Raw genomic sequence first — 25,807 nt, 5'->3', positions numbered from 1 at the left:
GTGGGACTACAAAAGCGAAGCGTGGGCGCGGCGCTTCTTCGAGAATTGGAAAGCCAGCCTGAAATGGCAACGGTTGAAACCCTACGAGAAATTTGCCGCGATGATCGGGCGTCATTGGGATGGAATCGCCGCCTATTGCAAGCCGGAGAATAAAGTTTCACTCGGATTCGTTGAAGGACTCAACAACAAGATACGAGTCATCCAACGCCGTGCGTATGGACTGCGCGATGAAGAATATCTGCGGCTGAAAATACTCACGTCCATGCTCCCGAGGCTCTAAAAAACATGAAATTTACCCACACTCTTTCACGAAGACCCAATGAATTAAAAGCGACGGGCATCCACGTTGGCTTGCTCATCAATTTTGGACGAAGCAAGGTTGGCTTCAAGCGTCTGGTTTTTTAATCCGTGTTTCATCCGTGTTCATCCGTGGCTAATTAAAAACTATGCTGTCATCCCCGTTCATCGCGCGCCCGCTTGCCGTCAACCAGATCATGCTGCGCGTGCTGTTGGCGCTGCTCCCCGGCATCGCCCTGTACGTGTGGTATTTCGGCCCGGCGATCCTGGTGTCGATCACGCTGGCTTCGCTCGCGGCGCTGGCGACCGAGGCGCTGATGCTCAAGCTGCGCGGCCGCCCGCTCAAGCCTTTCCTGTCGGACAACAGCGCCCTGCTCACCGCGTGGTTGCTGGCGCTGTCGGTGCCACCGCTGGCGCCGTGGTGGCTGGTGGTCGTCGGTGCCGCCTTTGCCATCGCGGTAGCCAAACAACTCTACGGCGGCCTCGGCAACAATCCGTTCAACCCGGCCATGATCGGCTATGCCGTACTCATCATTTCCTTTCCCCACGAGATGACGCACTGGGTTTCGCCGCAGGTGCTGGGCGGGGTTCACTTATCGTTCGCCGATCAACTGAATTTCATCTTCCGCCACGCCCTGCCGCCCGGCTTGACGCTGGACGCGATCACCATGTCCACCCCGCTCGATACGCTGAAGACGCAATTGCATCTTGGCCTGTCGGTGAGCGATATCCGTGACATGCCGATCTACGGCCGGCTGGCCGGCAAAGGCAGCGAAATGGTGGCTATCGGCTTCGCCCTGGGCGGCCTGTATTTACTGTTCGCGCGCATCATCTCCTGGCATCTGCCGCTGGTCTTCCTCGGCACCCTGTTTGCCATGGCGGGCCTGTTCCACCTGTTCGATCCCGCCCATTATGTCGCGCCCCTGTTCCACTGGTTCTCCGGGGCGGCGATGATCGGCGCGTTCTTCATCCTGACCGACCCGATCAGCTCGCCGACCACCGCCAAAGGCAAAATCATTTTTGCCGCCGGCGCCGGCATCCTCACGTATCTGATCCGCGTGTTCGGCGGTTTCCCGGATGGCATCGCGTTCGCCACGATTCTGATGAACCTGTGCGTCCCGCTCATCGATGCTTATACGCAGCCGGCAATCTTCGGCCGGAAGGATGCAAAAAAATGAAACGCGTCGTCCGTTCCACCCTGCAAACCGCGGTTAATCTGGTGTTTTTCGCCATCCTCGGCACGGCCATCCTGACCGCCACTTATGCGCTGACCCGTGACACCATCAGCGCGACAGTGGCTGCTGCCAAGCTCAAGCTGATCTCGCAGTTGTTGCCCGCAGATAGTTACGACAACGACATCATGCGCGACACGCTCACCTTGCCCGCACATGCATTGTTGGGTACGGACGAGCCTTCGCTGGCACATATCGCGCGGCGCAACGGTGAACCGGTTGCGGTGGTGCTGGAGGTGGTGGCACGCGAAGGATATGCCGGCGATATTCAGATGGTGCTGGCGATCCGTAGCGACGGTGCCCTGTCCGGGGTGCGCGTCATCAATCACAAGGAAACGCCGGGGCTGGGCGACTACATCGACATCGCCAAGAGCGACTGGATCCGCCAGTTCGAAGGCAAGACACGCATGAATGACGCCAACTGGAAGGTGAAAAAGGACGGCGGCCAGTTCGATTCGATGGCGGGCGCCACCATTACCCCGCGCGCCGTGGTCAAGGCCAGCCATCTGGCCCTGCAATATTTCGATACGCACCGCGGCGAGCTGCTGCCGCAAGAGAAAGGAGTTCAACCATGAACTGGAGCGAATTCAAAACCATCGCCCACAACGGCCTGTGGAAACAGAATCCGGGGCTGGTGCAGTTGCTGGGGCTGTGCCCGCTGCTGGCGGTGAGCAACACCCTGGTCAATGCGCTCGGCCTCGGTTTGGCGACCACACTGGTGATCACCCTGAGCAATACCACCATTGCGCCGGTACGCAGCTATGTGCCGAACGAGATCCGCATCCCGGTGTTCGTGCTGATCATCGCGGTGCTGGTTACGGTGGTGCAGTATCTGATGAACGCCTACGTGTATGACTTGTATCTGGTCCTCGGCATCTTCGTGCCGCTGATCGTGACCAATTGCATCGTGCTGGCGCGGGCGGAATCGTTCGCCTCGAAGAACCCCGCCCTGCCCTCCGCCGTGGACGGCCTGATGATGGGCCTCGGCCTGAGCGCGGTCCTGGCCACGCTGGGCGGGATGCGCGAGATCATCGGCAAGGGCACGCTGCTGTCCGGCATCGATCTGGTGTTTGGCGAGAACTCAAAGGCGTGGGTGATCCATGTCATCCCCGATTATCACGGCTTCCTGCTGGCCATCCTGCCGCCCGGCGCGTTCATCGGCCTTGGTCTCATCATCGCCGCCAAGAACTGGCTCAATCTGCGTGCCGAACGTAAAGTGCGCAGCCAGCCGGTGCCGGTCGCGATGCCCGGGGCCGTGCAGGGATGAATGCTGCCAAGCGGCGGGAAATCTTCCTGCGTCTGCAAACGGCGAATCCGCACCCCACCACCGAACTGGAATACTCGACGCCGTTCGAGTTGCTGGTCGCGGTGATCCTCTCGGCGCAGGCTACCGACAAGAGCGTCAACCTTGCCACGCGCGAACTGTTCCCAGTCGCCAATACGCCGCAGGCCGTCCTCGCTCTCGGCGAGGACACCCTGCGCGAATACGTGCAGCGCATCGGCCTGTATCAGACCAAGAGCAAACACATCATGCAGATGTGCCGTCTCCTGCTGGAACGACACGGCGGCGAAGTGCCGCAAACGCGCGCCGCGCTGGAGGCCCTGCCCGGCGTGGGGCGCAAGACCGCCAACGTGATCCTCAACACGGCCTTTGGCCAGCCCACCATCGCCGTCGATACGCACATCTTCCGCATCAGCAACCGCACCGGCCTCGCGCCCGGCAAGACGGTGCTGGAAGTTGAAAAGAAACTGCTGAAATTCGTTCCTGATGAATTCAAACTCGACGCGCACCACTGGCTGATCCTGCACGGACGCTACGTGTGTGTGGCGCGCAAGCCGAAGTGCGGCGCGTGTGTCATTCAAGACCTGTGTGAATTCAAGCAAAAGGTGTTCTGATGTTCCAGCCGACTCGCGATGAAGCGCGACTGTTCCTGTTTGAATCCTGGCGCAAGCGATGTGCGGGTGAGCTGCTGTCGCCGCTGGAAGACCTGACCGCGCAACTGATCGGCAAACACCCGGAATATCACACGCTGTTCAACGATGCGCAGAACAACCAGGACAAGGATTACGCGCCGGACGGCGGCCTGGTCAATCCCTTCCTGCACCTGATGATGCACCTGACCCTGGAGGAGCAGCTTTCCATCGGCCAGCCGCACGGCATCCGCGAGCAGTTCGCACGCCTGACGCAAAAGTACGAATCGGAGCACGAGGCGCAGCACGCCATGATGGACTGCCTCGGCGAAATGATCTGGCAGGCGCAGCGCAACAAAACTGCGCCGGATGCCGCCGTTTATCTTTCCTGTCTGGAGAAACAATGAGATTGAGCAAGATCACCACCCGCACCGGCGACGACGGCACGACCGGTCTCGCCGACGGCACCCGCCTGCCCAAGCATCACCCGCGCATCGCCGCCATTGGCAGTGTGGACGAACTCAACAGCCAGATTGGCCTGCTGCTGGCCGAGCCCATTCCGGATGAAATACGCGCGGAACTGCTGCGCATCCAGCACGACCTGTTTGATCTGGGGGGCATGCTGGCCGTGCCCGGCGCGCCGTTCGACGGCGCCAAGCTCGCCCGGCTGGACGGGGCCATCGCGCGGCACAACGCGAGTCTGCCGCCCCTGAAGGAATTCATCCTCCCCGGCGGTTGCCGCGCCGCTGCCCTTTGCCATGTCGCGCGCAGTGTGGCGCGCCGCGCAGAGCGCGATTATCTGCAACTGCAGCAAAGCGAGACCTGCACCCTAGCGGGATTGCATTATCTGAACCGGCTTTCCGACTTGTTGTTCGTGTTCTGCCGCCAGCTGAACCTGGCCGCGGGAAAACAGGAAACGCTGTGGCAACGTTAAGGTTGGCCCGGCGGCGTTGACCGGGTTTTGCGCAGATCAAGCAACGCCATCACGTAGCCCGACAGGCAATAGCCGAAGAACAGCAGGAACAGGTGCAACGGCGGATCGACCGACACCAGGATGAAGAACAGGGCGAACAGGAAGATGACAATGAACGGCACGCTCTTGCGCATGTTGATCGATTTGAAACTGTAGTATTTCAGGCTGCTGACCATGCTCAGGCCGGCAAACACCGTGAGCGCCGCAGCGTACCAGCGCAGGTCGTTGCCGCTGAAACGGTTATCCGACATCACCCACACGAATCCGGCCACCAGCGCGGCCGCCGCCGGGCTGGGCAAGCCCTGGAAATAGCGCTTGTCGATCACGTCGATGTTGGTGTTGAAGCGCGCCAGGCGCAGCGCGGCACCCGCGCAGTAGATGAAGGCGGCGAACCAGCCCCATTTGCCCAGATCGCGGAACGCCCATTCGTACATCAGGATGGAAGGGGCGACGCCGAACGACACCATGTCGGACAGGCTGTCGTATTCGGCCCCGAACTCGCTCTGGGTGTGGGTCATGCGCGCCACACGGCCATCCAGACCGTCCAGCACCATGGCGATGAAGACGGCCACGGCGGCGATCTCGTAGCGCCCGTTCATCGCCTGCACAATGGCGTAGAACCCGGCAAACAGGGCAGCCGTGGTGAACAGGTTGGGCAGCAAATAGATGCCGCGCCGACGCAAATCCATTTTGCTGCGATGATTCATCGGGTTCATGGTTGTCAGCCGAGCTGTGCCAGGATGGTTTCAGTGGCAGACACTTTATCACCGATGCTGACTTTGACGGTAGCGGTCAATGGCAGATAAACATCCACCCGCGAACCAAAACGGATGAAGCCGTAACGCTGGCCGCGGGTCAGCACATCACCCGCCTTGATGTAACACAGGATGCGCCGCGCGATCAGTCCGGCGACTTGCACGAAGGTAACTACCTGCCCGTTGCCGGTAGTGAGGACTACGGCATTGCGCTCGTTCTCGGTGGAGGCCTTGTCCAGGTCCGCATTCACGAACTTGCCCGGGAAGTACTGGATCTTCTCGACCTTGCCATCGACCGGGCAGCGGTTGGAATGCACGTTGAACACGTTCATGAACACGCTGACCAGGATCGCTTCGCGCTGCGCGTAAGGGTCCTGTGTGCGCTCGACCTTGATCACCCGGCCATCGGCAGGGGACAGCACGGCAGCCGCATCCTGCGGAATTTCGCGCGCCGGATCGCGGAAGAACTGCACCACGAACAGAAAGATGATCCACAGCGGAATCGACCAGCTCAGGCACCACGCGGATACGGCCAGCGCCGGCACCAGCGAGAGCGCAATGAATGGCCAGCCCTCGCGGGCGATGATGGGGTGCGGATAGTTGTTCATTTGGCGAGAAGGTGAAAGTGGAAAGAGAGAAGGGGAAAGCGTTCCGAGCGCAAAGGTTTTACCCTTCCCTCTTCACCCTTCCCCCTTCCCGTTTTTTAGTTCTTGGATTGATCGACCAGCTTGTTCTTGCTGATCCACGGCATCATGGAACGCAACTGGCCGCCGACTTGCTCGATCGGATGTTCCGCATTCAGGCGACGGCGCGCCGTCATTTCCGGATAATTGGTGCGGCCTTCCAGGATGAACTGCTTGGCATAGGAGCCGTTCTGGATGTTCTTCAGGCATTCCTTCATCGCGGCGCGGGACTGGTCGGCGATCACGCGCGGGCCGGTCACGTACTCGCCATACTCCGCATTGTTGGAGATCGAGTAGTTCATGTTGGCGATGCCGCCCTCGTAGATCAGGTCCACGATCAGCTTCATTTCGTGCAGACATTCGAAATAAGCCATTTCCGGCGCATACCCGGCTTCCACCAGCGTCTCGAACCCGGCCTTGATCAGTTCCACCGCGCCGCCGCACAGCACGGCCTGCTCGCCGAACAGATCGGTCTCGGTCTCTTCGCGGAAGTTGGTTTCGATCACGCCGCCCTTGGTGCCGCCATTCGCCGCCGCGTAGGACAGGGCGATGTCTTTCGCCTTGCCGCTCTTGTCCTGGTGGACGGCGATCAGGCTCGGCACGCCGCCGCCCTTGAGATATTCGGAACGCACGGTGTGTCCCGGCCCCTTCGGCGCGATCATGATGACATCCACATCGTTGCGCGGCACCACCTGGTTGTAGTGCACGTTGAAGCCGTGGGCAAAAGCCAGCGCGGCACCCGCCTTGATATGCGGCGCAACTTCTTTGTTATAGACATCAGGAATATTTTCATCGGGCAACAGCATCATCACCACGTCGGCGTTTTTCACCGCATCGGCCACTTCGGCAACCTTGATCCCGGCGGCTTCCGCCTTCTTCCAGGAGGCGCCGCTCTTGCGCAGGCCGACCGTCACGTTGACCCCGGAGTCGCGCAGGTTCTGCGCATGGGCGTGGCCTTGCGAGCCGTAGCCGATGATGGTCACGTGTTTGCCCTTGATCAGGGACAGGTCTGCGTCTTTGTCGTAATAAACTTTCATGTTGGCCTCGTTGAATAAATTCGGTTAAGGGGAAAATTACAGTTTCAGGATGCGTTCGCCGCGGCCGATGCCCGATGCGCCGGTGCGAACCGTCTCCAGAATCAGCCGGTGCTCGATCGCCTGCAGGAAATGGTCCAGCTTGTGGCCGGCGCCGGTCAGTTCGATGGTATAGGTCTTGTCGGTCACATCGATGATGCGGCCGCGGAAGATGTCGGTCATGCGCTTGAGTTCTTCGCGATCGGCACCTTCGGCGCGCACCTTGACCAGCATCAGCTCGCGTTCGATGTGGTCGCCGTCGGTCAGGTCCATCACCGCCACCACGTCCACCAGCTTGTTGAGCTGCTTGTTGATCTGCTCGATCACCGCATCGGAGCCGCGCGTGACGATGGTCATGCGCGACAGGGTTTCATCCTCGGTCGGCGCGACCGTCAGCGATTCGATGTTGTAGCCGCGCGCCGAGAACAGGCCGGATACGCGCGACAGCGCACCGGCTTCGTTCTGCATCAACAGGGAGATGATGTGCCGCATTACAGATCCTCCGCCATGATGATTTCAGAGAGTCCCTTGCCGCCGGGCACCATGGGAAACACGTTCTCGGTGGGATCGGTGTGGATGTCGAGGAAGACCAGCTCGTCCTTGCGCGCGAACGCCTCGCGCAGCCCGGCTGCCACGTCGGCCGGCTTGTCGATGCGCACCCCGACATGGCCATAGGCCTCGGCCAGCCTGACGAAATCGGGCAGCGCATCCATGTACGATTCCGAATAGCGGTTGCCGTGGAAGAACTCCTGCCACTGGCGCACCATGCCGAGATAGCCGTTGTTGAGCAGGACGATCTTGAGCGGCAGATGGAACTGTTTGCAGGTGGACAATTCCTGGATGTTCATCTGGATGCTGCCCTCGCCGGTGATGCAGGCCACGGCCGCCCCCGGATGCGCCAGTTGCACGCCCATCGCCGCCGGCAAACCGAAGCCCATGGTGCCGAGGCCGCCGGAATTGATCCAGCGCCGCGGCTGGTTGAACTTGTAATACTGGGCCGCCCACATCTGGTGCTGGCCGACGTCGGACGTGATGAACGCGTCGCCGTGCGTGACCTCGTACAACTGTTCGATCACATACTGCGGCTTGATGACTTCGGTGGAGTTGCGATAGGTCAGCGATTTGCGCGCGCGCCATTCATCGATCTGCCGCCACCAGTCCCCGAGCGCGGCGGCATCGGGTTTTTGCTTGCTGGCGCGCAACAGGACCAGCATGTCGTCGAGCACGTGCCGCACATCGCCGACCAGGGGCACATCCACCTTCACCCGCTTGGAAATGGAGGCGGGGTCGATGTCGATATGGATGATCTTGCGCGGCACTTCGGCGAAATGCGCCACATTGCCGATCACGCGGTCGTCGAAACGCGCGCCGATCGCCAGCAGCACATCGCAATGCTGCATCGCCATGTTGGCTTCCAGCGTGCCGTGCATGCCGAGCATGCCCAGGAAGTTCTTGTCCGGGGACGGGTAACCGCCTAGCCCCATCAGCGTGCTGGTAACCGGAAAATCCAGCAGCCGCACCAGTTCGGTCAATTGCTTGGCGGCATCGGACAAGACCACCCCGCCGCCGCTGTACACGACAGGATGCCTGGCCGCGAGCAACAGTTGCACCGTCTGCTTGATCAATGCAGGATCGCCCCGGGTGGCCGGATTGTAGGAGCGGATACTGACCGAGGCCGGGTACTCGTAAGCAGCTTTCTGGTTCGACACGTCCTTGGGAATATCCACCAGCACCGGGCCGGGGCGTCCCGTCCTGGCCAGATAGAACGCCTTCTTCAGGGTGAGGGCGATGTCCTTCGCATCCTTCACCAGGAAGTTGTGCTTGACGCAGGGGCGCGTGATGCCGACCGCGTCCACTTCCTGAAAGGCGTCTTCGCCGATGAAGCCCGTCGGCACCTGGCCGCTAATCACGACCAGCGGGATGGAATCCATGTAGGCGGTGGCAATCCCGGTCACCGCGTTGGTCAGGCCGGGGCCGGAAGTGACCAGCGCCACCCCCACCTTGTCGGTGGAGCGCGCATAACCGTCAGCCGCATGCACGGCAGCCTGCTCATGCCGCACCAGAATGTGTTTGACCTGTTCCTGCTTGAACAGCTCGTCATAGATGAACAACACCGCGCCGCCGGGATAGCCGAAGACGTATTCGACTCCTTCTTCCTGCAAACAGCGGACGGTTATTTCAGCACCGGTCAGTTCCATGGGACAACTACCTGTAGATTGCGTCGTTAAAGGTCGTGCACGATAAAGGCTGGCGGCATTTTGGTCAACCCCGCGGGCATTCCGGGCGGGCTGAAAACCCTTGCTGCAACAGGAATTTGCTATGATCGGCGCACCCAAGCCACGGCCGCGCCATCCTTGTCCACCGCAACCCAGCTTTCCGACTTCCTCGCCAGCGTCGAGCGCCGCGCCTTCAAGCATGCGGTATATGCCGTGCGCGATGATCAGGCGGCACTGGACATCGTGCAGGAAGCCATGCTCAAACTGGCGGAGCGTTATGGCGACCGACCGGCAACGGAATTCCCCATGCTGTTCCAGCGCATCCTGCAGAACACCCTCCGCGACCATTTCCGGCGCCAGAAAGTGCGCAATGCCCGTTTTAGCCTGTTTTCATCCTTTACTTCAGCCCAAGATGAAGATGAAATGGACCTGCTGGATGTGCTGGAAGACGGGGAGAATGCCAGCCAGCCAGCCACGCCGCACGCTGCGGCGGAGAATCAGCAACTGCTCGGCATCGTTGAGGCCGCGTTGCGGAAATTGCCGGCGCGTCAACGCGAAGCCTTTCTGCTGCGTTACTGGGAAGGACTTGATACAGCAGAAACGGCAGCCGCGATGGGCTGTTCGGAAGGCAGCGTCAAAACACACTGTTCGCGCGCGACCACGACGCTGGCGCGCATCCTGCAAAAAAAGGGGGTAGATTTGACATGGGCAGCAAACTAGATCGCAAGGCGCTGACCGCCCTGCTTGACAATGCGGCTGAGCAACTACCTCCGCACGTCGCAACCCGCCTCTCGGCCGCGCGGCACGCAGCCCTGCAACAGCAGAGACAACGGAGCCGGTTCCAGGTACGCCTGCATCAACTGGTGCCGGCACTATCGGCGCCGATGCAGCGGCATCCATCCGGATGGAACCTGGCACTGCTGGGGCTGTTCACCCTGCTTGTCGTCGCATTTTTCCAGTGGGGCACCCCGGCCCCGCACGACCATACCGAGCTGGACTTGGCCATTCTGACCGACGAATTGCCCGTGAGCATGTACGTCGATTGAGGACGGTGATGCGCAGCTGCATACCGCTTTACTGCTTGTTGCTGACGGCGCTCCTGTTGCCGCCCGCGACCGTCCACGCCGAGGATTGGAGCGATCTGACGCCGGCGCAACAACGCTTGCTGGCCCCGCTGGCCCACAGCTGGGCAGGCCTGGAAAAAAGCGAGCAGAAAAGCTTTGCCGGCATCGCCAGGGCGTATCCGAAATTGCCGCCTGACAAGCAGCAGCGCCTGCGTGAGCAGATTTCGACCTGGGCAACACTGACGCCGGAGCAACGCCATCGGGCGCGCGAAAAGTTCACCGCGTTCAGCAAGGTACCCGCCGAAAAGCGGGAGGCCGTCAAACAGATGGTGCGCGAACAGGAAGGGAAGCCCGGAAATCGCTAGGGGCAGCGCTCAACGTCTCTCTGAACGCCACAGCATGGTCAGGGCCAAACCAAGGAAAATCCAGCTCATGGCGGTGGCGCTGAAGATGGCCGGCCATTCGTTCAGCGCCCCCAGATTGGCAAACAGCCGGCCGGCAAAGTGGAAGCCCAGGCCCAGCACGACCCCGACGAAGATTTTGCCCCCGATCCCGCCCTCGCGCCGCTGATAGGACGAAAACGGCAGTGCCAGCAAAAGCATGATCAGCACCGCAAAGGGATAGACCAGCTTGTTCCACAACGCGATGTCGTAGCGCACGGTCTTCTGCTTGTTGTCAGCCAGGTGGCGGGTGTACTGAAACAGATTCCACGCCGACATCTGCTCCGGAACCACCAACAGCACATTCAGAATGGCCGGACTTAGCGCGGTATGCCACGCCGCGACAGGGAGCGCCTCGACGCTCGTGCCCTGCTCCGCGAACAACGTCCGCCGGACATCCTCCAGTTGCCACAGGCCCTCGCTTTGATAGGAAGCCCGTCCGGCGGCGGTGATGCTGCGCAGTTGATAGCTTTGGTCAAACTGGTAAATGCTCAAGTTGAGCAGCGAGGTGTCGGGCAACACATTTCTGACATTGACGAAACTGCCCTCGTCTTTCACCCACACGCCGGATCGAAATTCCTTGATGTTGACCTGCGCGTTCTGCGCCTTGAGCTTGATCTGCTGTGCCAGCTTCTCGCTCGGCGGCGCGATGAATTCGCCAAAAATGAAGCAGAGCACCAGCAACGGCGCGCCAATCCGCAACAAGGTCAGTATCATCTGCCGCAACGACACGCCGGACGCGCGATAAACCGTCAACTCCGAACTCGTGGCCATCTGCACCAGGGCGAAGATCGCCCCGATCAGCACGGCGACCGGGAACAGCTCGTAGATATGCCCCGGCAGCGTCAGCAGCACGAACAATAGAATATAGCCCAGCCGGTAATCACCGCGCCCCATCACGTTGAGCTGATTGATCAGGTCAAGCAGGGCGAACAGCATCAGCAATGCGGCAAACACCAGGCCGACGCTGAAGTAGATTTCGCGCGCGAGATAGCGGGCGAGCAGTTTCATCGCCCGAACCTCCACCATGGCGCAACGGAGGAGCGGTAGCGGAACAGGACGAGCAGGACCAGCACCATCGCCAGATGCAAGCCCCACAAACCGGACAGCGGACTGATTTTCTTGAGCGCCACCCAGGAATTGGCCACGCTGATCATGTTGTTGTAGAACATGTAAATCACCATTGCGGTGATGAGATTCAGCGAGCGGCCTGCGCGCGGATTGACATAGCTGAGCGGGATGGCGAGCAGCGCCAGGATGAGCGCGCTGAGCGGCAAGCCGATGCGCCAGTGCAACTCAGCCGTGTGCAGGCTGGTCGGATGCTGCAACAGATAGCGGGTGGTATGGGCTTTGATATTGGGTTGTTCCTTGCCCAGCTCGGCCGGTTCGATGCGCACCGCGTAGCGCTCGAAGCGCGAGATCCTGAAATCCGCCTGGCCGGGAACGCCCTCATAGCGCGCGCCGTTCAGCAACACCAGAAAACGGTCGCCGTTCTCCGCCGTTTCCTGGTATCCCTCCTTCGCCACCATGGTGCCATCTTTGCCGTTCTGCACCGAGCGCACGAAGATATTACCGACGCGCTTGCTGTTGATGTCCACGTCTTCCAGAAAAAACACGCGGTCCGCCTGCTTCGATTCGCGGAAAGCGCCGGGCGTGGCATGCGATACATCGTCGCGACTGTCCAGCCTGCGCTTGTACTCATCCGCCTTGGACAATGCCCAGGGCGACAACACCAGACTCATGAAGGCGATCAGCAGCGTGACCGGAATGGCATATCCCAACACCGGGCGCGTCCAGCGCACCAGACCGATTCCGGACGAGAACCACACCACCATCTCGCTATCGCGATAGCAACGCGACAAGGTCAGCAGGATCGAAAGGAACAGGCTGATCGAAAGCAGCACGGGCAGATAATTCATGGCGCTGAAGCCCAGCATCACCAGAATGCCGTCCACGGCCAGCAAACCGCTGACCGATTCCCCGAGGAAACGGATCAACTGGGTGAACACCACGATGCCGAGCAGAATGAAGAACACCAGCAAACCGGTGGCGGCAAATTCGCGGATCAGCGAGCGAAAAAATATCCCGCGCAGCCGCGGCGTGCAAGACAACTTTGACTTTTGCGGCGGGGATTGCGGATAATCCGGCATCTGGACGGGTTCAGAGATCACAATTGAGGAGTGGCGCGTGGAATTTAGCATAAAACAAGGAAGTCCGGAAAAACTGAAGGGCGGCTGTGTCGCCGTCGGCGTGTTCGAGGGCGGCAAGCTGTCGCGCGCGGGGCAAACCCTCGACCGTGCCTGCAATCACCTGCTGAGCGACCTCATCGCGCAGGGCGACATGAGCGGAAAATCGGCGACCACACTGTTGCTGCACAAGCTGCCGGGGATCGCCGCCGAACGCGTGCTGCTGATCGGCTTGGGCAAGACCGGCGAGCAAACCGAAAAATCCCGCGTCGAGATTCTGCAAGCCCTGTTCAAGACACTGCTTGCCACGCCAGCCAAAGACGCCGCGCTGTATCTGGCCGAAGCCGATCTCGGCAAGGATGCGGCATGGTTGCTGCGGCAAGCCGTGTTCATCGCCGCCGAGCAGGCTTTCCGCGCCGACGGGCTGAAAAGCAAGCCGGCCGATGCGGTGAAACTGAAGCGGATCACCTTCGCCACTCTGGACAAGCCCGCAGCACAATTGCAGGAAGTGATCGGGCAAACCGCCGCCACCGCGCGCGGCATGGCGCTCGCCAAGGCGCTCGGCAATCTGCCGGGCAACATCTGCACGCCGACCTACCTCGCGGCGCAAGCACTGGCACTGGGCAAAACACACAAGAAGATCAAGGTCACCGTGCTGGAAGAAAAGGACCTGCGCAAGCTGGGCATGGGCGCCTTCCTCTCCGTCACGCGCGGCAGCGAACAGCCCGCCAAGCTGATCACTCTGGAATACGCCGGCGCGGACAAGAAGCAGAAACCCGTCGTGCTGGTCGGCAAGGGCATCACCTTCGACAGCGGCGGCATCTCGCTCAAACCGGGCGCGGAGATGGACGAGATGAAATACGACATGTGCGGCGCGGCCAGCGTACTGGGTACACTGCAGGCCGTCGCGGAAATGGGATTAAAGCTGAACGTGGTCGGTATCATTCCGAGCAGCGAGAACCTGCCCTCCGGCACAGCCACCAAACCGGGCGACATCGTCACCAGCCTGTCCGGTCAGACGATCGAGATCCTCAATACCGATGCGGAGGGGCGCCTCGTCCTGTGCGACGCCCTGACCTACGCGGCAAAATTCAAACCGGATGCGGTCATCGACATTGCCACCTTGACCGGCGCCTGCGTGATCGCGCTGGGCCATGTGGCCAGCGGCTTGTTCAGCAACGACGACAAGCTTGCCGGGGAAATTCTGGCGGCAAGCAGGCAAGCGCACGACCGGGCCTGGCAACTGCCGCTGTGGGAAGACTATCAGCCGCTGCTGGACTCCAACTTTGCCGACATGCAGAACATCGGCGGCCGCGCGGGCGGCACCATCACCGCCGCCTGCTTCCTGGCGCGCTTCACCAAAGACTATCGCTGGGCGCATCTGGACATCGCCGGTACTGCCTGGAAATCGGGCAAGGAAAAAGGCGCGACCGGACGTCCTGTGCCGCTGCTCACGCAGTACCTGATTAACCGCGCAGGCTGAAGGACGCCACCCCCGAGCCAATGACCAAAGTCGAGTTCTATTCCGGCAGCGCAGACAGGTTGCGCACCGCGTGCGAATTGAGCCACGAGGCGATGCAAAACGGCGCGCGCGTGTTGCTGCATGTGCCGGACGACGATTTGGCCGACAAGCTGGATAAACTGCTGTGGCACTATCCCGCCACCGCCTTCATGCCGCACTGCCGCAGTCACGAGGCGGAAGCGGCCAGCATGCCGGTGGTGATTGGGCGCGACGAAAATTTCCCCCACTCCGAATTGCTGATCAGTCTGCACGAGGAATGCGTGACGTTCTTCAGCCGCTTCGAGCGCGTGATCGAGATCGTCGGTTGCAGCGAAGAAGAGGCTGCACGCGGACGCCTGCGCTTCAAGTATTACCGCGACCGCGGCTATGAACTCGGCCACACCAAGCTTGCCGGGCCCCACAGATGAGCGGCCCGGAAGAATTTGCACCCGACATCCCGCTGTTGACCGAAATCGCGGGCAATCCGGCGGACGATCTGCCGCTGCTGACCGACGTGGCGCAGGAAACCCCACCGGCACCGCCCCCGGACATCGCGCTGAACGCTGAACCCCGCTTGCAGCAAACGCTCGAAACCTATCTTGAAACCGTGTTTGCCGAAAAACTGAAAGCCCACCTGGCCATCGCCCAACAATGGGCAATCGACGCAGCCATCACCGAATTGAAGAACGAACTGCCGCAACTGATCCGCAAGGCACAGGATCGAACGGACATGGACTGACCCTCCGACACGGTGCGGCGGAGTCGTAACGCGCCGCAGCCGACAGCCCGCCTCGGGCGCCATGCGGAGTTGGTATAATCGCGCCCTTCTTCGACACGCTCAGGACAGGCTTTGCGCCGCATCTCTGACATACATACCGCACGATCATGACTCACAAAGAACTCGCAAAAAGTTTCGACCCCAAAGACATCGAATCGCACTGGTATCCCGTCTGGGAAAGCGCAGGCTATTTCAAGGCCGGACTCGACCCGCATAAATCCGAATCTTTCTGCATCCAACTGCCGCCGCCCAACGTCACCGGCACGCTGCACATGGGCCATGGCTTCAACCAGACTTTGATGGATGCGCTGACGCGCTACCACCGCATGCGCGGCGACAACACCCTGTGGCAACCGGGCACCGACCACGCGGGCATCGCCACCCAGATCGTCGTCGAACGCCAGCTCGACGCGCAAGGCATCTCGCGCCACGACCTCGGCCGCGAGAAGTTCATCGAAAAGGTGTGGGAGTGGAAGAAATTTTCCGGCGACACCATCACTCGCCAGATGCGCCGCCTCGGCACCTCGCCCGACTGGTCGCGCGAACGTTTCACCATGGATGCCGACCTCAACAAGACGGTGACAGAGACTTTCGTGCGCCTGTACAACGAGGGGTTGATCTATCGCGGCAAGCGCTTGGTGAACTGGGACCCGAAACTGCACACCGCCGTCTCCGACCTCGAAGTGGTGCAGGAAGAAGAAGACGGGTTCATGTATCACATCCGTTATCCGCTGGCGGACGGTTCCGGCCATCTGGTGGTGGCAACGACGCGCCCCGAGACCATGATGGGCGACGTTGCCGTGATGGTGCATCCTGAAGACGAACGCTACAAACACCTCATCGGAAAACAAGTCACGCTGCCGCTGTGCGACCGCACGATCCCCATCATCGCGGATGAGTACGTCGATAAAGAATTCGGCACCGGCGTGGTCAAGGTCACTCCTGCGCATGACTTCAACGACTATGCCGTCGGTCAGCGTCACAAGTTGGAGATGATCTCCATCCTCACGCTGGATGCGAAGATCAACGAGAATGCGCCCAAGCAATACCAAGGTATGGATCGATTCGCCGCACGCAAACAGATCGTTGCCGATCTGGAGACAGCGGGCGTATTCGACAAGGCCGAGAAACACAAAATGAAAGTGCCGCGTGGCGACCGTACTGGCGTGGTCATCGAACCGATGCTGACCGACCAGTGGTTCGTCGCCATGAGCAAGGCCGGCCCCGAGGGCAAGAGCATCACCGAGCAGGCGCTGGAATGCGTGGCCTCCGGCGAGATCAAGTTTCACCCCGAGAACTGGGTCAACACCTACAACCAGTGGTTGAACAACATCCAGGACTGGTGCATCTCGCGCCAACTGTGGTGGGGCCACCAGATACCCGCGTGGTATGGCGTGAACGGCGAAGTATTCGTTGCGCATGATGCAGACGAAGCGCGCAAGCTCGCCAACCAGGCCGGTTACGCCGGGCAGCTCGACCGCGACAACGACGTGCTCGACACCTGGTTCTCCTCCGCGCTGTGGCCGTTCTCCACGCTTGACTGGGAAATGAACAAACCGTTCGCACAGCAGAACCCGTTCGTGCAGCAATACCTACCCTCTTCCGTGCTGGTCACCGGCTTCGACATCATCTTCTTCTGGGTGGCGCGCATGGTGATGATGACCAAACACATCACCGGAAAAATTCCGTTCAAGGACGTTTATGTGCACGGCCTGATCCGCGACGCGGAAGGCCAGAAGATGTCCAAGTCCAAGGGCAACGTGCTCGATCCCATCGACCTGATCGACGGTATCGGCATCGAAGACCTGGTGAAGAAACGTACCACCGGATTGATGAATCCGAAACAAGCGGAGCAGATCGAAAAGCGCACGCGCAAGGAGTTCCCGCAAGGCATCACCGCCTTCGGCACCGATGCACTGCGCTTCACCTTTGCCTCGCTCGCCTCGCCCGGCCGCGACATCAAGTTCGACATGCAGCGCTGCGAAGGCTACCGCAACTTCTGCAACAAACTGTGGAACGCCACCCGTTTCGTGCTGATGAATTGCGAGGGCAAGGATGTGGGATTAGACGAATCATTGCCGCTGGAATTCTCATTCGCCGACAAGTGGATGATCAGCGAATTGCAGAAGGCCGAAGCCGAGATGGCGACGCACTTCGCCGACTACCGTTTCGACATGGCCGCGCGCACGGTGTACGAGCTGGTATGGAACACTTACTGCGACTGGTACGTGGAACTGGCGAAAGTTCAACTGGCATTCCCTCACCCCAACCCTCTCCCGGAGGGCGAGGGAGCGGTCGAGGAAAGCAATGTTTCGATCCTTGCGCGGCAACGCGCCACGCGCCGCACCCTGGTACGGGTGCTGGAGACCATCCTGCGCCTGGCGCATCCCATCATCCCGTTCATCACGGAAGAGCTGTGGCAGTCGGTCGCGCCGCTGGCGAATGCCCAGGGCGACAGCATCATGTTGCAAGCCTACCCCAAGGCCGACAGCAGCAAGATCGACGCAGCCGCCAGCGCGCAGGTTGCGCTGTTGCAGGAACTCACCACGGCCTGCCGCAGCTTGCGCAGCGAGATGAACCTGTCGCCCGCCGCCCGCGTGCCGCTGATCGCAGCAGGCGATGCAGTCGTACTGACCGCGCTCGCGCCCTACATCAGCAGCTTGGGCAAGTTGAGCGAAGTGAATGTGGTCGCGGAATTGCCGGAAGGAGACGCGCCCGTTTCCATCGTCGGCACCTTCAAGCTGATGCTGAAGGTGGAGATTGACGCCGCTGCCGAGCGCGAGCGCCTGGACAAGGAGATCGCGCGCCTTTCCAACGAGATCACCAAGGCGCAAGCCAAATTGGGCAACGAGAGCTTTGTCGCCCGGGCGCCTGCCGCAGTAGTCGAACAGGAAAAACAACGGCTGTCAGGTTTCGGCACGACCTTGGCGCAATTGCAAACACAGCGCGGCAAACTCGGCTGACCGGCCGCAGAATGAGTTCAGGGAACCTCTAGATCAGCGGCGGCGAATCAGGAACACGAATTCCTCGCCCAAGGTTACCGCCGAGATCAGTTCATGACCGGTCTTGGCGCAGAAGTCGGGAAAGTCCTTCAGCGCACCCCGGTCGGTCGCCACCACACGCAACACCTGCCCGGCCGGCATTTCCGCCAGCGCCTTCTTGGTGCGCAGGATCGGCAACGGACAAGCCAGTCGCCGCACGTCCAGTTCTGCATCGAACTCGCTCATGTTTGCCTCCTCACGCTTCGTGATCGCTCAACAATCTGGAAATGCGGGTATTGGCCACAGCCAGACGCTTGACCAGCAGGCGCAGGAAAGCTTCGCCGAACTGGTAGCGGCAACCAGCCGAGGCGCGCGCCAGGACTTCCGGATCGATCTCGATCAGTTTGACCTCGGTCTTGGCGAACACATCGGTGCTGCGCCGCGCATCCTTGCCGGTGAGGTGCGCCATTTCGCCGAAGCAGTCGCCTTTGTGCAGCAGGCTGAGCAGCCGTCCCTGTTTGACCACGCGCACCGAACCGCTGGCGATGATGAAGAAGTTCTGCCCCGCCTCGCCTTCGCTCAATATCTGCTCGTCCTTGTGCACCTTGCGCCATTCGCTGATGCGTAATACTTCCCACAGCTCGACATCGCTGAACTCCGCAAAAAACGGCAAGGCGCGCAGGGTGTCGAACTTTTCCGTGTCGAATATCTGTTCCTGTTGCGGCACATCCGTGCTGATGAAGGCGACCAGATCGCGCGCCATTTCATCCCAGCTCTGGTAACGCTGCGCGATGTCCTTGCACATCGCGCGCTGCACGATGGCATCCAGCGCGGGGGGTATCTCGGGGCGGTAATTGCTCGGCGGCGGCGGCTCGATGTTCATGATCTGGTAGATCATGCTGTAGTTGTTGGCCGCATCGAACGGCAGTTTTCCCGTCAGCATGCGATACATGGTCACACCCAGCGAATAGATGTCGGTCTGATGCGTCAGCGCCTGTTCCCTGATTTGTTCGGGCGACATGTAGGCCGGCGATCCCACACCGCTCACCTGCGTGGTCTGCTGGTTCTCCAGGAACGCCGCGCCGAAATCCGATATCTTGATGTCGCTCTCCCCGCGCAGCAGGATGTTGGCCGGCTTGATGTCGCGGTGAATCACCCCCTGATATTGGGCGTACTCAAGCGCCTTGCAGCACTTGTAGATGATTTCCGCAATCCGCCCGAGCGGGAGCAGGTGATCCACCTCGGCAGATCTTTCCAGCGTTTCCCCCTCGACATACTCCATCACCATGTAATTCACGTCGCCTTCCATGACGGCATCGTGAATTTTCACAATATGCGGGTGCGACAATTTTCCGGCGAGTGAGGCTTCGGTCAGCAGCAGCTTCCTGAACGCTTTGCTGCTGGCGCCCTGTTGCAACACGCCGGGATTGAACAGCTTGAGCGCGACCTGCTGCTGATTGAACGGGTCGATGGCAAGGAACACCGTGCTGGTCGCGCCGCGCCCGATCTCTTTTACAACCTGATATTTACCGATGGATTCCATGTTGACCATAGCCTGGAGGGGGGGACATTCTGCGATCTTGGCGCGGGGCTGTCCAGCGCGGGAACCGAATCCTGTGCGGTGCTATCATATCGCCATGCAAAAAATCATTTTCGCCTTGCTGCTCCTGGTGGCGCCGCCCCTTGCGGCCGATGGCCTGCCCGATCTGGGGGACGAGTCGCAGACCGTGATATCGCCGCTGGTGGAACGCCAGATCGGCGAGCAAAGCATGTTGCAGATCCGTGCCAGCGACCGCTATCTGGACGATCCAGAGTTGACGAACTACCTCAATCGATTGGGCCGGCGTCTCGTCGCCAACAGCAGCGAACCCGGACAGCCGTTTGAATTCTTTGTGATGGATGACGCCGCCATCAATGCGTTTGCCATGCCCGGCGGGTTCATCGGCGTCAATACCGGGCTAATCCTGTTGACGCAAACCGAATCCGAGTTGGCGTCGGTGTTAAGCCACGAAATCTCGCACGTCACCCAGCACCATCTGGCACGCATGGTGTCCGGCCAGAAGTATGATTCGCTTGCCGCGCTCGCGACGGTTGCGGTCGCTATCCTGGCTGCCCGGAGCAATCCGGATGCCGCACAAGCCGGCATCATCGGCGCCCAGGGCGGCCTGATCCAACATCAGCTTAATTTCACCCGCGAGTATGAGAAAGAGGCAGACCGGATCGGCGTCGGCCTCCTGCAACGATCCGGTTTTGATCCCTATGCCATGCCCAGTTTTTTTGAGCGCCTGCAAAAAGCCACCCGGCTGATCGAGGGCAATGCCCCGAGCTATTTGCGCACCCACCCGCTCACGCTCGAACGGGTCGCCGACGTGGGTAATCGCGTACAGCAGATTCCGTTCAGGCTGGTGGAAGATACGCTGGACTTCCAGCTGATGCGCGCCCGCGTCGTTGCCTCACAGCGGACACCGCAAGACGCGATCAGCTATTTCGAGCAGGCCCTGGGAGACCAGAAATACGGCAATCCGCTGGCGCAACGCTATGGATTGGTGCTCGCCTTATTGAGGAATCGGGAAACCACCCGCGCCGGCCGGGAAATGGACACGCTCTACCGCACCGCACCGCCCAACGCCACGATCACCACGCTGCTCGGCATCATCCGGCAGAAAGAATGGCAGGATCAACGGGTCACCGAGTTCTATCGTGCCGCCCTTAAGAACCATCCCCATCATCTGGCATTGATTCTGGACTATGTCTCCGTGCTGTTGAATCAGCAGCAATATGCCGAAGCGCTGGCCCTGCTCGACAAGGAAATTGCACGCGATGAAAACAACGCCAAACTTTACGAACTGCAGGCACGCGCTTACACCGCATTGCGGCGTCCTCAGGAAGCTCATCATGTACTGGCCTATTACGAAATTTTGCACGGAAATTTACGCGGTGCGGTCGAGCAGCTGGAGTTGGCGAAGCGGGCGGGAAACGACTATTACCAACTTTCCATAATCGAGACCGAACTTAAACAGTATCGTGAAATCCTGAACGCACAGCGCCAACGCAAATGAAATTCATCTGCCGGCCGATGTTGGCTTCACCTTCAGCAAGAGCTGTCTGACCGGAACGGGAATCGCCGCATCTAACGCGTCTGTCACGTCCAGCCAAACACCCCCCGGCTGGGCGGCCTGCACCGGCTTGCGTGCAAGCCGAATCTTCAACGGCGTGATATGCAGCCTAAAGTGGGTGAAAGCATGGGTGAATGGCGCCAACCGTTCCCCGCCAGTCGCGTCCAGCCCAGTGCGCTCAAACCAGTCCCTTGCCGCCGTCTCATGATCGAATTGCGGCGGACACCACAACCCGCCCCAGATACCACTGGACAAGCGTTTCTCCAGCCAGATTTCTTGCTCATGCATCAGCAATACAAAGGTGGCTTGCCGTTCCGGTACAATTTTGCGCGGACGGGGACTGGGCAGCGTGGCGAGACGCCCGGTCTGCAGGGCAACACAGTCGGTTCGCACCGGACACATTCCGCATCTGGGCTGATGGCGAACGCACACGGTGGCGCCCAGATCCATCATGGCTTGGGTGTACGTGGCAATCCGGGTATTGGGCACGCCACCGTCAACCCTGTCCCCGCTTGCCACGTGTGTTGCCGAAGGTAGCAGCGCATCGGCCTGTTGCCACAGCCGCGCTGCCACTTTTTGTTCGCCCGCCCACCCCGAAATACCGCAGTAACGCGCCAGCACGCGTTTCACATTCCCATCCAGAATCGCAAGATGGTCGGCATAGGCCAGCGCACCAATGGCGGCTGCCGTGGAACGACCAATACCGGGAAGTTCCAGTATCTGCTCATATCGGCGGGGAAACTCGCCCTTGTATTTTTCCACGATGATTTGTGCCGCGCGGCGCAGATTGCGCGCGCGCGCGTAGTAACCCAGCCCGCTCCAACAGGCCAGCACCTGCTCTTCCGAGGCTGACGCAAGCGCGTGGATATTCGGGAAAGCCGCGATAAACCGCAGATAAAAGGGGATAACCGTGGCAACTTGAGTTTGTTGCAGCATGATCTCGGACAGCCAGATTTGGTACACCTCCGCCCCCTGCCAGGGCAGGTCATTGCGGCCATGCGCGCGCTGCCACGCGATAAGACGATTTGCAAAACTGGCCATCACTGCAGTCCGTTGCCCTGCCGGTCAGACACGCCGCACACAAGGTCCTTTCCCGGTCACTTGAACAAGCCCCGCAGCCCCTTGTTCAACTCGTCTCCAATTTTTGTCTTGGCATTCCCCTGGCCCGCCCCAAGGGCATCTTTCACTTTCTGCTTCGCGTTATCCGAGATCATCGAACCCAGGTCGGGCGTGTATTTCAAAGCAGCGAACGGCCCAACCAGACGAACCGGAATTGTTAATCCGCCAACACGATCCTTACCCCCCTGACCTTCCAGGGTTCCCGCGATCGTGGCTTTTACCAGGTAATTCATGCGGTCTTTACCCACATCGATTTCTCCCTTCCCGCCCACGCGCACAAAGGGAGATTTCAGCATCAAGTCATCGTTATATGCGACGCCATTGGCAATCTTGAAGCTGGCTTTCATTTCGCTGAAGTCGGTTTTTTCCCGTTGATCGACACCCTGCGTTGTGTTCCCACGCGGGCCGATTTCACGCACGATCTTCGCCAGGTTCACCCCCTTCACCGCGCCATCCGAAAGATAAATGGACAGCGTTCCGTTCAAGTTTTTTTTCAACGCACTAACACGGTCTCCCCGCGTGACGACGTTGATTCCCACATTGCCCTTGCCTTCGATGAAATCCTTCTTCAGGGCGTCGACCAGGAGGGGGCCTATCTCGATCGCATTCAGTCTGGCGCTCACCGAAAACTGCGGTTGTGGCTGTGTAACATTCAGCACCATGTCACTGTTCAGGCCACCTTGATACAGATTGGCCGAAAACGTTGTCACTTTCAGGATTCCATGCTTTGCGCTTAAATCAAGGCGCAGCTTATTCATTTTCAGCTGGGCCGCCTTGAATTCCCCCACGCGCAGGCTTCCTTCCACGTTCAGGGTTCTCAAGGCGGACAAATCAAAAGGTTGCTCCAGTTCTGCGGCTTGGGTTCCCGCGACGGACGTACCGGCTGGCGCCGGCGTGATCAACGGATCTGCATCGAATCGGTCTGCCTCCACGTCATAGCGAATGGCGGGTTCTGTAAAATTCTTGACGGCCAACTTCAGCTTGATCTGGCTTTGCATCAGCCTGCCCGCCAGATTGGTCTGGATGCTTTTTCGTCCAAGATCGGCTTGCAAACTGCCTTTCAATTCACCCCGTATATTCTTGCCCGGCAACTGATCTCCAATCGCGTTCAGGGCGACAGCCAAATCAGGCAGATTGAATTGTTGTGTCTTCAGCGTCCCGGTTACAGAGGTATCCACGTTCAGGTTGAACGCCTGTTCCGGCTTCTTGATATCGGCCTTGATTGACAGCCCGTTCAGATTAAATTTCTCTGAATCGCCCTTCAGGGCCGGCAGCGATAACGCGATCAGAACATTATCCAACGCCGCATCCAGCTTGGCGTTGAGTTTGACATCCTTGCCGGAAAACTGATTTTTCTCGATTTCAAATTCGGGCACATCCAAATTCACTTCAAACGTGTCGCGATCTTTCACTCCTTCCGCTTTCGCATTCAGCGACTTGATCTGATAAAAATTCTTTTCCAAATCAAAAGTCAGCCAGGTTTTCAGTTTAAGCCGGACATCCAGCGGTGGCTGGTTCGTCACCAGATGCCCCGAAAAATCGATCGGGCTCGACACGCCATTCGTAATACGACCCGTCTCAAGGTTCAGGTCATCAACGCGATAGTCCGCGTGGCGAGTCTCATCCCGGAAAGTTAATGCGGCCCGTTCAATTTTCACTGACGCGATGTCAAGTTTGAACGGCGCGCCTGTTGCAGGCCGTTGCTCCGGCTGTTCCGACGAAGCCCCCCCCGCCAGATCACCAAAATTGGTTTCCCCATTCTTGAATTTCACGACATGCACCTTGAGGCCGCTCACCGCCACGCCATCCACGATGATTCGTTTCGACAACAGCGGCCACAAGGCAAGCGACACATCAACATGATCTATCGCGGCGAATTCCTGCGCACTTTCAAATTCGGATAATGAGACCGAATCCAGGCGAACCCCCAGGTTTGGAAAGAAGACCAGCCTGATGTCCCCGTCCAGCTTCAAGGTGCGATGCGCACTCTCCTTAACCGCCTGAATAATCTGCGGCTTGTATGTATTCGGATCCAATGTCAGTGCAACGTAAGCAACCACACCAAAAACCAGCAAAGCCATCCCGCCCGCACACCACAAACCATATTTGAGATATTTATTCATATCACTGTCCCATGAGCGACGAAGCCGATTATAAACGATTGAGCGAAGGGATTTTTCGCCAGGAACACGTCATACCTCTCTTTCCGAATGACGAATCAGTACCACGACCGCACGGCGCATCGCACGCAGAACAGAAGGAATCGCCCAAAAGCATGAAATACTCCGGGCGGCCAGAGGCACGAATCCGCTTTAATTGCCCGGCCATTTGAAGACGCTTCGAGCGCGAAAAATGTCCGTTCTCTTTCCGCGCACGCCGACGTCCCTGCCTGAAGTCGATGGGCTGTGCATCAAACTTCATACCCCCTCAGGGCTCAAGTAATGGAGCGGGATATTGGAAGCATCCGCAGAGGGCCGAATCGATTCCTATCCCAGCAAATTGGCAATGGTAAGCAGCAACAGCAGGATCAGCTGAAACACCAACGTGCGCCAGACCAGTCCCACGGCGCTTTGCAGGTGGTCGGTATCGACATCGTCGCCGCTTCCCAGTTCGGGGCGATACGCCGGCTGATCGTCGAGCACCACGGTCTGTCCCAGCTTGACACCCAGCGCACCGGCACCGCTGGCAAGCAGAATTCCCGCCTCCGGCTCGGGCCATTCTTTTGCTTGCGTGCGCCAGCAAAAAATAGTGTCCTCGAAATTGCCGACGATGGCGAAACTGATCGCCGTCAGCCGCAGCGGCAGCCATTCCAGCACCCGGCACGCCTGCTGTGCGAAAGCGCCGAACGCAGTGTCCTCGTTCTCCGCCCCGCGCCAACGGCTGCCGATGAAGGTGGCCAGCCGATACAGCACCGCTCCCAGCGGCCCCATGCCGAGCAGCATGAAAAAGACGAACCAGAAAACGACCCCGAACACATGGCGGTGCGAGGCCAGCAGCGCCTGTTCGATGGTGAGGCGCGCGACTTCCTGCGGATTGAGGTCGCTGCAGGATTGGCCCGTCCATTCGCCCAACAGTTCGCGCGCAAGCTGCAGATCGTTGTCGCGCAGGGCCTGATGAATATCGGTGAAGTAATGGCTGAACTGACGGAACCCCATCGAGAGGTAAAGCACCAGCACGCAGAACGCCCAGGCAAAGACCGCGTGCTTGGCCAGCAGCACGGTATACAGCAGCCATAGCAGCACCAGCAATGGCAGCACGGCGAGCAGCCAGGCGACGCGGCCGTGCGAATTCTCTCCGGCATCGAATTGATGGCGGAAGAATTGGGCATACTCGCCGACCCACCGGTGCAGGTAGCTGCGCGAAGCCAGCGGGACGACTTGTTCCAGCAACAGGGCGGCGATCAAGGAGAGCAGGCTCATGACTTCAAAGGGTGCATCAGTCTCTGGTGGGAGAAAGATACCACAAACAGCCTGTGTCGCTCC

At 59.8% G+C, this 25,807-nt stretch carries 27 protein-coding genes; 15 read left to right on the top strand and 12 right to left on the bottom strand.

The genetic code is table 11. The features are described from left to right. The 7 genes from ACKTSJ_RS03780 to ACKTSJ_RS03750 all read left to right on the top strand — a co-directional run. A partial coding sequence (locus tag ACKTSJ_RS03780; protein WP_407897535.1) for a transposase occupies positions 1 to 280 on the top strand: 280 nt, incomplete at its 5' end. A 166-nt stretch (positions 281 to 446) separates the two neighbouring features. After that, positions 447 to 1,475: an electron transport complex subunit RsxD gene (rsxD, locus tag ACKTSJ_RS03775; RefSeq protein ID WP_407897533.1), complete on the top strand. Its 1,029-nt coding sequence runs from the start codon at positions 447 to 449 to the stop codon at positions 1,473 to 1,475. Next, entirely contained in the window at positions 1,472 to 2,104 is a 633-nt protein-coding gene (gene rsxG / locus ACKTSJ_RS03770; RefSeq protein WP_407897531.1) for an electron transport complex subunit RsxG, read from the top strand. The genes rsxD and rsxG overlap by 4 nt, the downstream gene beginning before the upstream one ends. Beyond that, positions 2,101 to 2,796 carry an electron transport complex subunit E gene (locus tag ACKTSJ_RS03765; RefSeq protein ID WP_407897529.1) on the top strand — a complete coding sequence of 232 codons (696 nt, stop codon included), beginning with the start codon at positions 2,101 to 2,103 and terminating at the stop codon, positions 2,794 to 2,796. Before rsxG ends, ACKTSJ_RS03765 begins: the two co-directional genes overlap by 4 nt. Further along, a complete protein-coding gene (nth, locus tag ACKTSJ_RS03760) occupies positions 2,793 to 3,425 on the top strand; it encodes an endonuclease III (RefSeq protein WP_407897527.1) in 633 nt (210 codons plus the stop codon). Before ACKTSJ_RS03765 ends, nth begins: the two co-directional genes overlap by 4 nt. After that, positions 3,425 to 3,847 (top strand): DUF1841 family protein, encoded by a 423-nt coding sequence (locus ACKTSJ_RS03755; RefSeq protein WP_407897525.1) that lies wholly within the window; start codon positions 3,425 to 3,427, stop codon positions 3,845 to 3,847. The genes nth and ACKTSJ_RS03755 overlap by 1 nt, the downstream gene beginning before the upstream one ends. Beyond that, positions 3,844 to 4,374 carry a cob(I)yrinic acid a,c-diamide adenosyltransferase gene (locus ACKTSJ_RS03750; protein ID WP_407897523.1) on the top strand — a complete coding sequence of 177 codons (531 nt, stop codon included), beginning with the start codon at positions 3,844 to 3,846 and terminating at the stop codon, positions 4,372 to 4,374. Before ACKTSJ_RS03755 ends, ACKTSJ_RS03750 begins: the two co-directional genes overlap by 4 nt. Here the strand turns inward: ACKTSJ_RS03750 and pssA are convergent. From pssA to ilvB, 5 genes are all read right to left on the bottom strand, one after another. Beyond that, positions 4,371 to 5,129: a CDP-diacylglycerol--serine O-phosphatidyltransferase gene (gene pssA, locus ACKTSJ_RS03745; RefSeq protein ID WP_407897521.1), complete on the bottom strand. Its 759-nt coding sequence runs from the start codon at positions 5,127 to 5,129 to the stop codon at positions 4,371 to 4,373. The two genes, ACKTSJ_RS03750 and pssA, sit on opposite strands and share 4 nt — an antisense overlap. Before the next feature lie 5 nt (positions 5,130 to 5,134). Continuing rightward, positions 5,135 to 5,776, bottom strand: a complete 642-nt coding sequence (locus ACKTSJ_RS03740) for a phosphatidylserine decarboxylase (protein ID WP_407897519.1) — start codon at positions 5,774 to 5,776, stop codon at positions 5,135 to 5,137. Positions 5,777 to 5,871: 95 nt separating this feature from the next. Further along, positions 5,872 to 6,888, bottom strand: a complete 1,017-nt coding sequence (gene ilvC / locus ACKTSJ_RS03735) for a ketol-acid reductoisomerase (RefSeq protein WP_407897517.1) — start codon at positions 6,886 to 6,888, stop codon at positions 5,872 to 5,874. Positions 6,889 to 6,924: 36 nt separating this feature from the next. Continuing rightward, complete coding sequence (gene ilvN / locus ACKTSJ_RS03730) at positions 6,925 to 7,416, bottom strand: acetolactate synthase small subunit (protein ID WP_407897515.1); 492 nt, start codon at positions 7,414 to 7,416, stop codon at positions 6,925 to 6,927. Then, positions 7,416 to 9,122: a biosynthetic-type acetolactate synthase large subunit gene (gene ilvB, locus ACKTSJ_RS03725; RefSeq protein ID WP_407897513.1), complete on the bottom strand. Its 1,707-nt coding sequence runs from the start codon at positions 9,120 to 9,122 to the stop codon at positions 7,416 to 7,418. Before ilvB ends, ilvN begins: the two co-directional genes overlap by 1 nt. Positions 9,123 to 9,278: 156 nt before the next feature. Between ilvB and ACKTSJ_RS03720 the strand changes: the two genes are divergently transcribed. The 3 genes from ACKTSJ_RS03720 to ACKTSJ_RS03710 are packed head-to-tail and all read left to right on the top strand — an operon-like array spanning position 9,279 to position 10,569. Then, positions 9,279 to 9,860 (top strand): RNA polymerase sigma factor, encoded by a 582-nt coding sequence (locus tag ACKTSJ_RS03720; RefSeq protein ID WP_407897511.1) that lies wholly within the window; start codon positions 9,279 to 9,281, stop codon positions 9,858 to 9,860. Next, positions 9,845 to 10,186: a DUF3619 family protein gene (locus ACKTSJ_RS03715; protein ID WP_407897509.1), complete on the top strand. Its 342-nt coding sequence runs from the start codon at positions 9,845 to 9,847 to the stop codon at positions 10,184 to 10,186. Before ACKTSJ_RS03720 ends, ACKTSJ_RS03715 begins: the two co-directional genes overlap by 16 nt. Before the next feature lie 8 nt (positions 10,187 to 10,194). Beyond that, positions 10,195 to 10,569 carry a DUF3106 domain-containing protein gene (locus tag ACKTSJ_RS03710; RefSeq protein WP_407897507.1) on the top strand — a complete coding sequence of 125 codons (375 nt, stop codon included), beginning with the start codon at positions 10,195 to 10,197 and terminating at the stop codon, positions 10,567 to 10,569. A 9-nt stretch (positions 10,570 to 10,578) separates the two neighbouring features. Here the strand turns inward: ACKTSJ_RS03710 and lptG are convergent, their stop codons facing one another. Further along, on the bottom strand, positions 10,579 to 11,655 hold the full coding sequence (lptG, locus tag ACKTSJ_RS03705; RefSeq protein WP_407897505.1) for an LPS export ABC transporter permease LptG: 1,077 nt from the start codon (positions 11,653 to 11,655) through the stop codon (positions 10,579 to 10,581). Beyond that, positions 11,652 to 12,794, bottom strand: coding sequence for an LPS export ABC transporter permease LptF (gene lptF, locus ACKTSJ_RS03700; protein ID WP_407897503.1), 1,143 nt, complete (start codon positions 12,792 to 12,794; stop codon positions 11,652 to 11,654). The genes lptG and lptF overlap by 4 nt, the downstream gene beginning before the upstream one ends. Positions 12,795 to 12,831: 37 nt before the next feature. Here lptF and ACKTSJ_RS03695 point away from each other — a divergent pair, with 37 nt between their 5' ends. The 4 genes from ACKTSJ_RS03695 to ACKTSJ_RS03680 all read left to right on the top strand — a co-directional run bounded on the left by ACKTSJ_RS03695 (position 12,832) and on the right by ACKTSJ_RS03680 (position 18,072). Next, a complete protein-coding gene (locus tag ACKTSJ_RS03695; protein ID WP_407897501.1) occupies positions 12,832 to 14,313 on the top strand; it encodes a leucyl aminopeptidase in 1,482 nt (493 codons plus the stop codon). Positions 14,314 to 14,333: 20 nt separating this feature from the next. Continuing rightward, positions 14,334 to 14,759: a DNA polymerase III subunit chi gene (locus tag ACKTSJ_RS03690; protein WP_407897499.1), complete on the top strand. Its 426-nt coding sequence runs from the start codon at positions 14,334 to 14,336 to the stop codon at positions 14,757 to 14,759. After that, positions 14,756 to 15,070 carry a hypothetical protein gene (locus ACKTSJ_RS03685; protein ID WP_407897497.1) on the top strand — a complete coding sequence of 105 codons (315 nt, stop codon included), beginning with the start codon at positions 14,756 to 14,758 and terminating at the stop codon, positions 15,068 to 15,070. The genes ACKTSJ_RS03690 and ACKTSJ_RS03685 overlap by 4 nt, the downstream gene beginning before the upstream one ends. Positions 15,071 to 15,216: 146 nt before the next feature. Next, a complete protein-coding gene (locus ACKTSJ_RS03680; RefSeq protein WP_407897495.1) occupies positions 15,217 to 18,072 on the top strand; it encodes a valine--tRNA ligase in 2,856 nt (951 codons plus the stop codon). Positions 18,073 to 18,105: 33 nt separating this feature from the next. Here the strand turns inward: ACKTSJ_RS03680 and ACKTSJ_RS03675 are convergent, their stop codons facing one another. Continuing rightward, a complete protein-coding gene (locus tag ACKTSJ_RS03675) occupies positions 18,106 to 18,336 on the bottom strand; it encodes a sulfurtransferase TusA family protein (RefSeq protein ID WP_407897493.1) in 231 nt (76 codons plus the stop codon). 10 nt (positions 18,337 to 18,346) lie between these two features. Further along, on the bottom strand, positions 18,347 to 19,633 hold the full coding sequence (locus ACKTSJ_RS03670) for a protein kinase domain-containing protein (protein ID WP_407897491.1): 1,287 nt from the start codon (positions 19,631 to 19,633) through the stop codon (positions 18,347 to 18,349). 94 nt (positions 19,634 to 19,727) lie between these two features. Here ACKTSJ_RS03670 and ACKTSJ_RS03665 point away from each other — a divergent pair, with 94 nt between their 5' ends. Further along, positions 19,728 to 21,149 carry a M48 family metalloprotease gene (locus ACKTSJ_RS03665; protein ID WP_407897489.1) on the top strand — a complete coding sequence of 474 codons (1,422 nt, stop codon included), beginning with the start codon at positions 19,728 to 19,730 and terminating at the stop codon, positions 21,147 to 21,149. 3 nt (positions 21,150 to 21,152) lie between these two features. Here ACKTSJ_RS03665 and mutY read toward each other — a convergent pair whose 3' ends face one another. From mutY to ACKTSJ_RS03650, 3 genes are all read right to left on the bottom strand, one after another. Beyond that, positions 21,153 to 22,247: an A/G-specific adenine glycosylase gene (gene mutY, locus ACKTSJ_RS03660; protein ID WP_407897487.1), complete on the bottom strand. Its 1,095-nt coding sequence runs from the start codon at positions 22,245 to 22,247 to the stop codon at positions 21,153 to 21,155. Positions 22,248 to 22,303: 56 nt separating this feature from the next. After that, positions 22,304 to 24,448 (bottom strand): AsmA family protein, encoded by a 2,145-nt coding sequence (locus ACKTSJ_RS03655; protein ID WP_407897485.1) that lies wholly within the window; start codon positions 24,446 to 24,448, stop codon positions 22,304 to 22,306. A 363-nt stretch (positions 24,449 to 24,811) separates the two neighbouring features. Beyond that, positions 24,812 to 25,744, bottom strand: coding sequence for a CobD/CbiB family protein (locus ACKTSJ_RS03650; protein WP_407897483.1), 933 nt, complete (start codon positions 25,742 to 25,744; stop codon positions 24,812 to 24,814). Between the last annotated feature and the right edge of the window lie 63 nt (positions 25,745 to 25,807).

It is taken from the genome of Ferrigenium sp. UT5, from assembly GCF_045866295.1.
GTDB lineage: Bacteria > Pseudomonadota > Gammaproteobacteria > Burkholderiales > Gallionellaceae > Sideroxyarcus.
This window is presented reverse-complemented; position numbering and strand designations above follow the sequence as displayed.

What these genes read in the sequence shown, in the direction of transcription:
- rsxD (WP_407897533.1), top strand. Translation starts at nt 447, where the DNA reads ATGCTGTCATCCCCGTTCATCGCGCGCCCGCTTGCCGTCAACCAGATC.
- rsxG (WP_407897531.1), top strand. Translation starts at nt 1,472, where the DNA reads ATGAAACGCGTCGTCCGTTCCACCCTGCAAACCGCGGTTAATCTGGTG.
- ACKTSJ_RS03765 (WP_407897529.1), top strand. Translation starts at nt 2,101, where the DNA reads ATGAACTGGAGCGAATTCAAAACCATCGCCCACAACGGCCTGTGGAAA.
- nth (WP_407897527.1), top strand. Translation starts at nt 2,793, where the DNA reads ATGAATGCTGCCAAGCGGCGGGAAATCTTCCTGCGTCTGCAAACGGCG.
- ACKTSJ_RS03755 (WP_407897525.1), top strand. Translation starts at nt 3,425, where the DNA reads ATGTTCCAGCCGACTCGCGATGAAGCGCGACTGTTCCTGTTTGAATCC.
- ACKTSJ_RS03750 (WP_407897523.1), top strand. Translation starts at nt 3,844, where the DNA reads ATGAGATTGAGCAAGATCACCACCCGCACCGGCGACGACGGCACGACC.
- pssA (WP_407897521.1), bottom strand. Translation starts at nt 5,129, where the DNA reads ATGAACCCGATGAATCATCGCAGCAAAATGGATTTGCGTCGGCGCGGC.
- ACKTSJ_RS03740 (WP_407897519.1), bottom strand. Translation starts at nt 5,776, where the DNA reads ATGAACAACTATCCGCACCCCATCATCGCCCGCGAGGGCTGGCCATTC.
- ilvC (WP_407897517.1), bottom strand. Translation starts at nt 6,888, where the DNA reads ATGAAAGTTTATTACGACAAAGACGCAGACCTGTCCCTGATCAAGGGC.
- ilvN (WP_407897515.1), bottom strand. Translation starts at nt 7,416, where the DNA reads ATGCGGCACATCATCTCCCTGTTGATGCAGAACGAAGCCGGTGCGCTG.
- ilvB (WP_407897513.1), bottom strand. Translation starts at nt 9,122, where the DNA reads ATGGAACTGACCGGTGCTGAAATAACCGTCCGCTGTTTGCAGGAAGAA.
- ACKTSJ_RS03715 (WP_407897509.1), top strand. Translation starts at nt 9,845, where the DNA reads ATGGGCAGCAAACTAGATCGCAAGGCGCTGACCGCCCTGCTTGACAAT.
- ACKTSJ_RS03710 (WP_407897507.1), top strand. Translation starts at nt 10,195, where the DNA reads ATGCGCAGCTGCATACCGCTTTACTGCTTGTTGCTGACGGCGCTCCTG.
- lptG (WP_407897505.1), bottom strand. Translation starts at nt 11,655, where the DNA reads ATGAAACTGCTCGCCCGCTATCTCGCGCGCGAAATCTACTTCAGCGTC.
- lptF (WP_407897503.1), bottom strand. Translation starts at nt 12,794, where the DNA reads ATGCCGGATTATCCGCAATCCCCGCCGCAAAAGTCAAAGTTGTCTTGC.
- ACKTSJ_RS03690 (WP_407897499.1), top strand. Translation starts at nt 14,334, where the DNA reads ATGACCAAAGTCGAGTTCTATTCCGGCAGCGCAGACAGGTTGCGCACC.
- ACKTSJ_RS03685 (WP_407897497.1), top strand. Translation starts at nt 14,756, where the DNA reads ATGAGCGGCCCGGAAGAATTTGCACCCGACATCCCGCTGTTGACCGAA.
- ACKTSJ_RS03680 (WP_407897495.1), top strand. Translation starts at nt 15,217, where the DNA reads ATGACTCACAAAGAACTCGCAAAAAGTTTCGACCCCAAAGACATCGAA.
- ACKTSJ_RS03675 (WP_407897493.1), bottom strand. Translation starts at nt 18,336, where the DNA reads ATGAGCGAGTTCGATGCAGAACTGGACGTGCGGCGACTGGCTTGTCCG.
- ACKTSJ_RS03670 (WP_407897491.1), bottom strand. Translation starts at nt 19,633, where the DNA reads ATGGAATCCATCGGTAAATATCAGGTTGTAAAAGAGATCGGGCGCGGC.
- ACKTSJ_RS03665 (WP_407897489.1), top strand. Translation starts at nt 19,728, where the DNA reads ATGCAAAAAATCATTTTCGCCTTGCTGCTCCTGGTGGCGCCGCCCCTT.
- mutY (WP_407897487.1), bottom strand. Translation starts at nt 22,247, where the DNA reads ATGGCCAGTTTTGCAAATCGTCTTATCGCGTGGCAGCGCGCGCATGGC.
- ACKTSJ_RS03655 (WP_407897485.1), bottom strand. Translation starts at nt 24,448, where the DNA reads ATGAATAAATATCTCAAATATGGTTTGTGGTGTGCGGGCGGGATGGCT.
- ACKTSJ_RS03650 (WP_407897483.1), bottom strand. Translation starts at nt 25,744, where the DNA reads ATGAGCCTGCTCTCCTTGATCGCCGCCCTGTTGCTGGAACAAGTCGTC.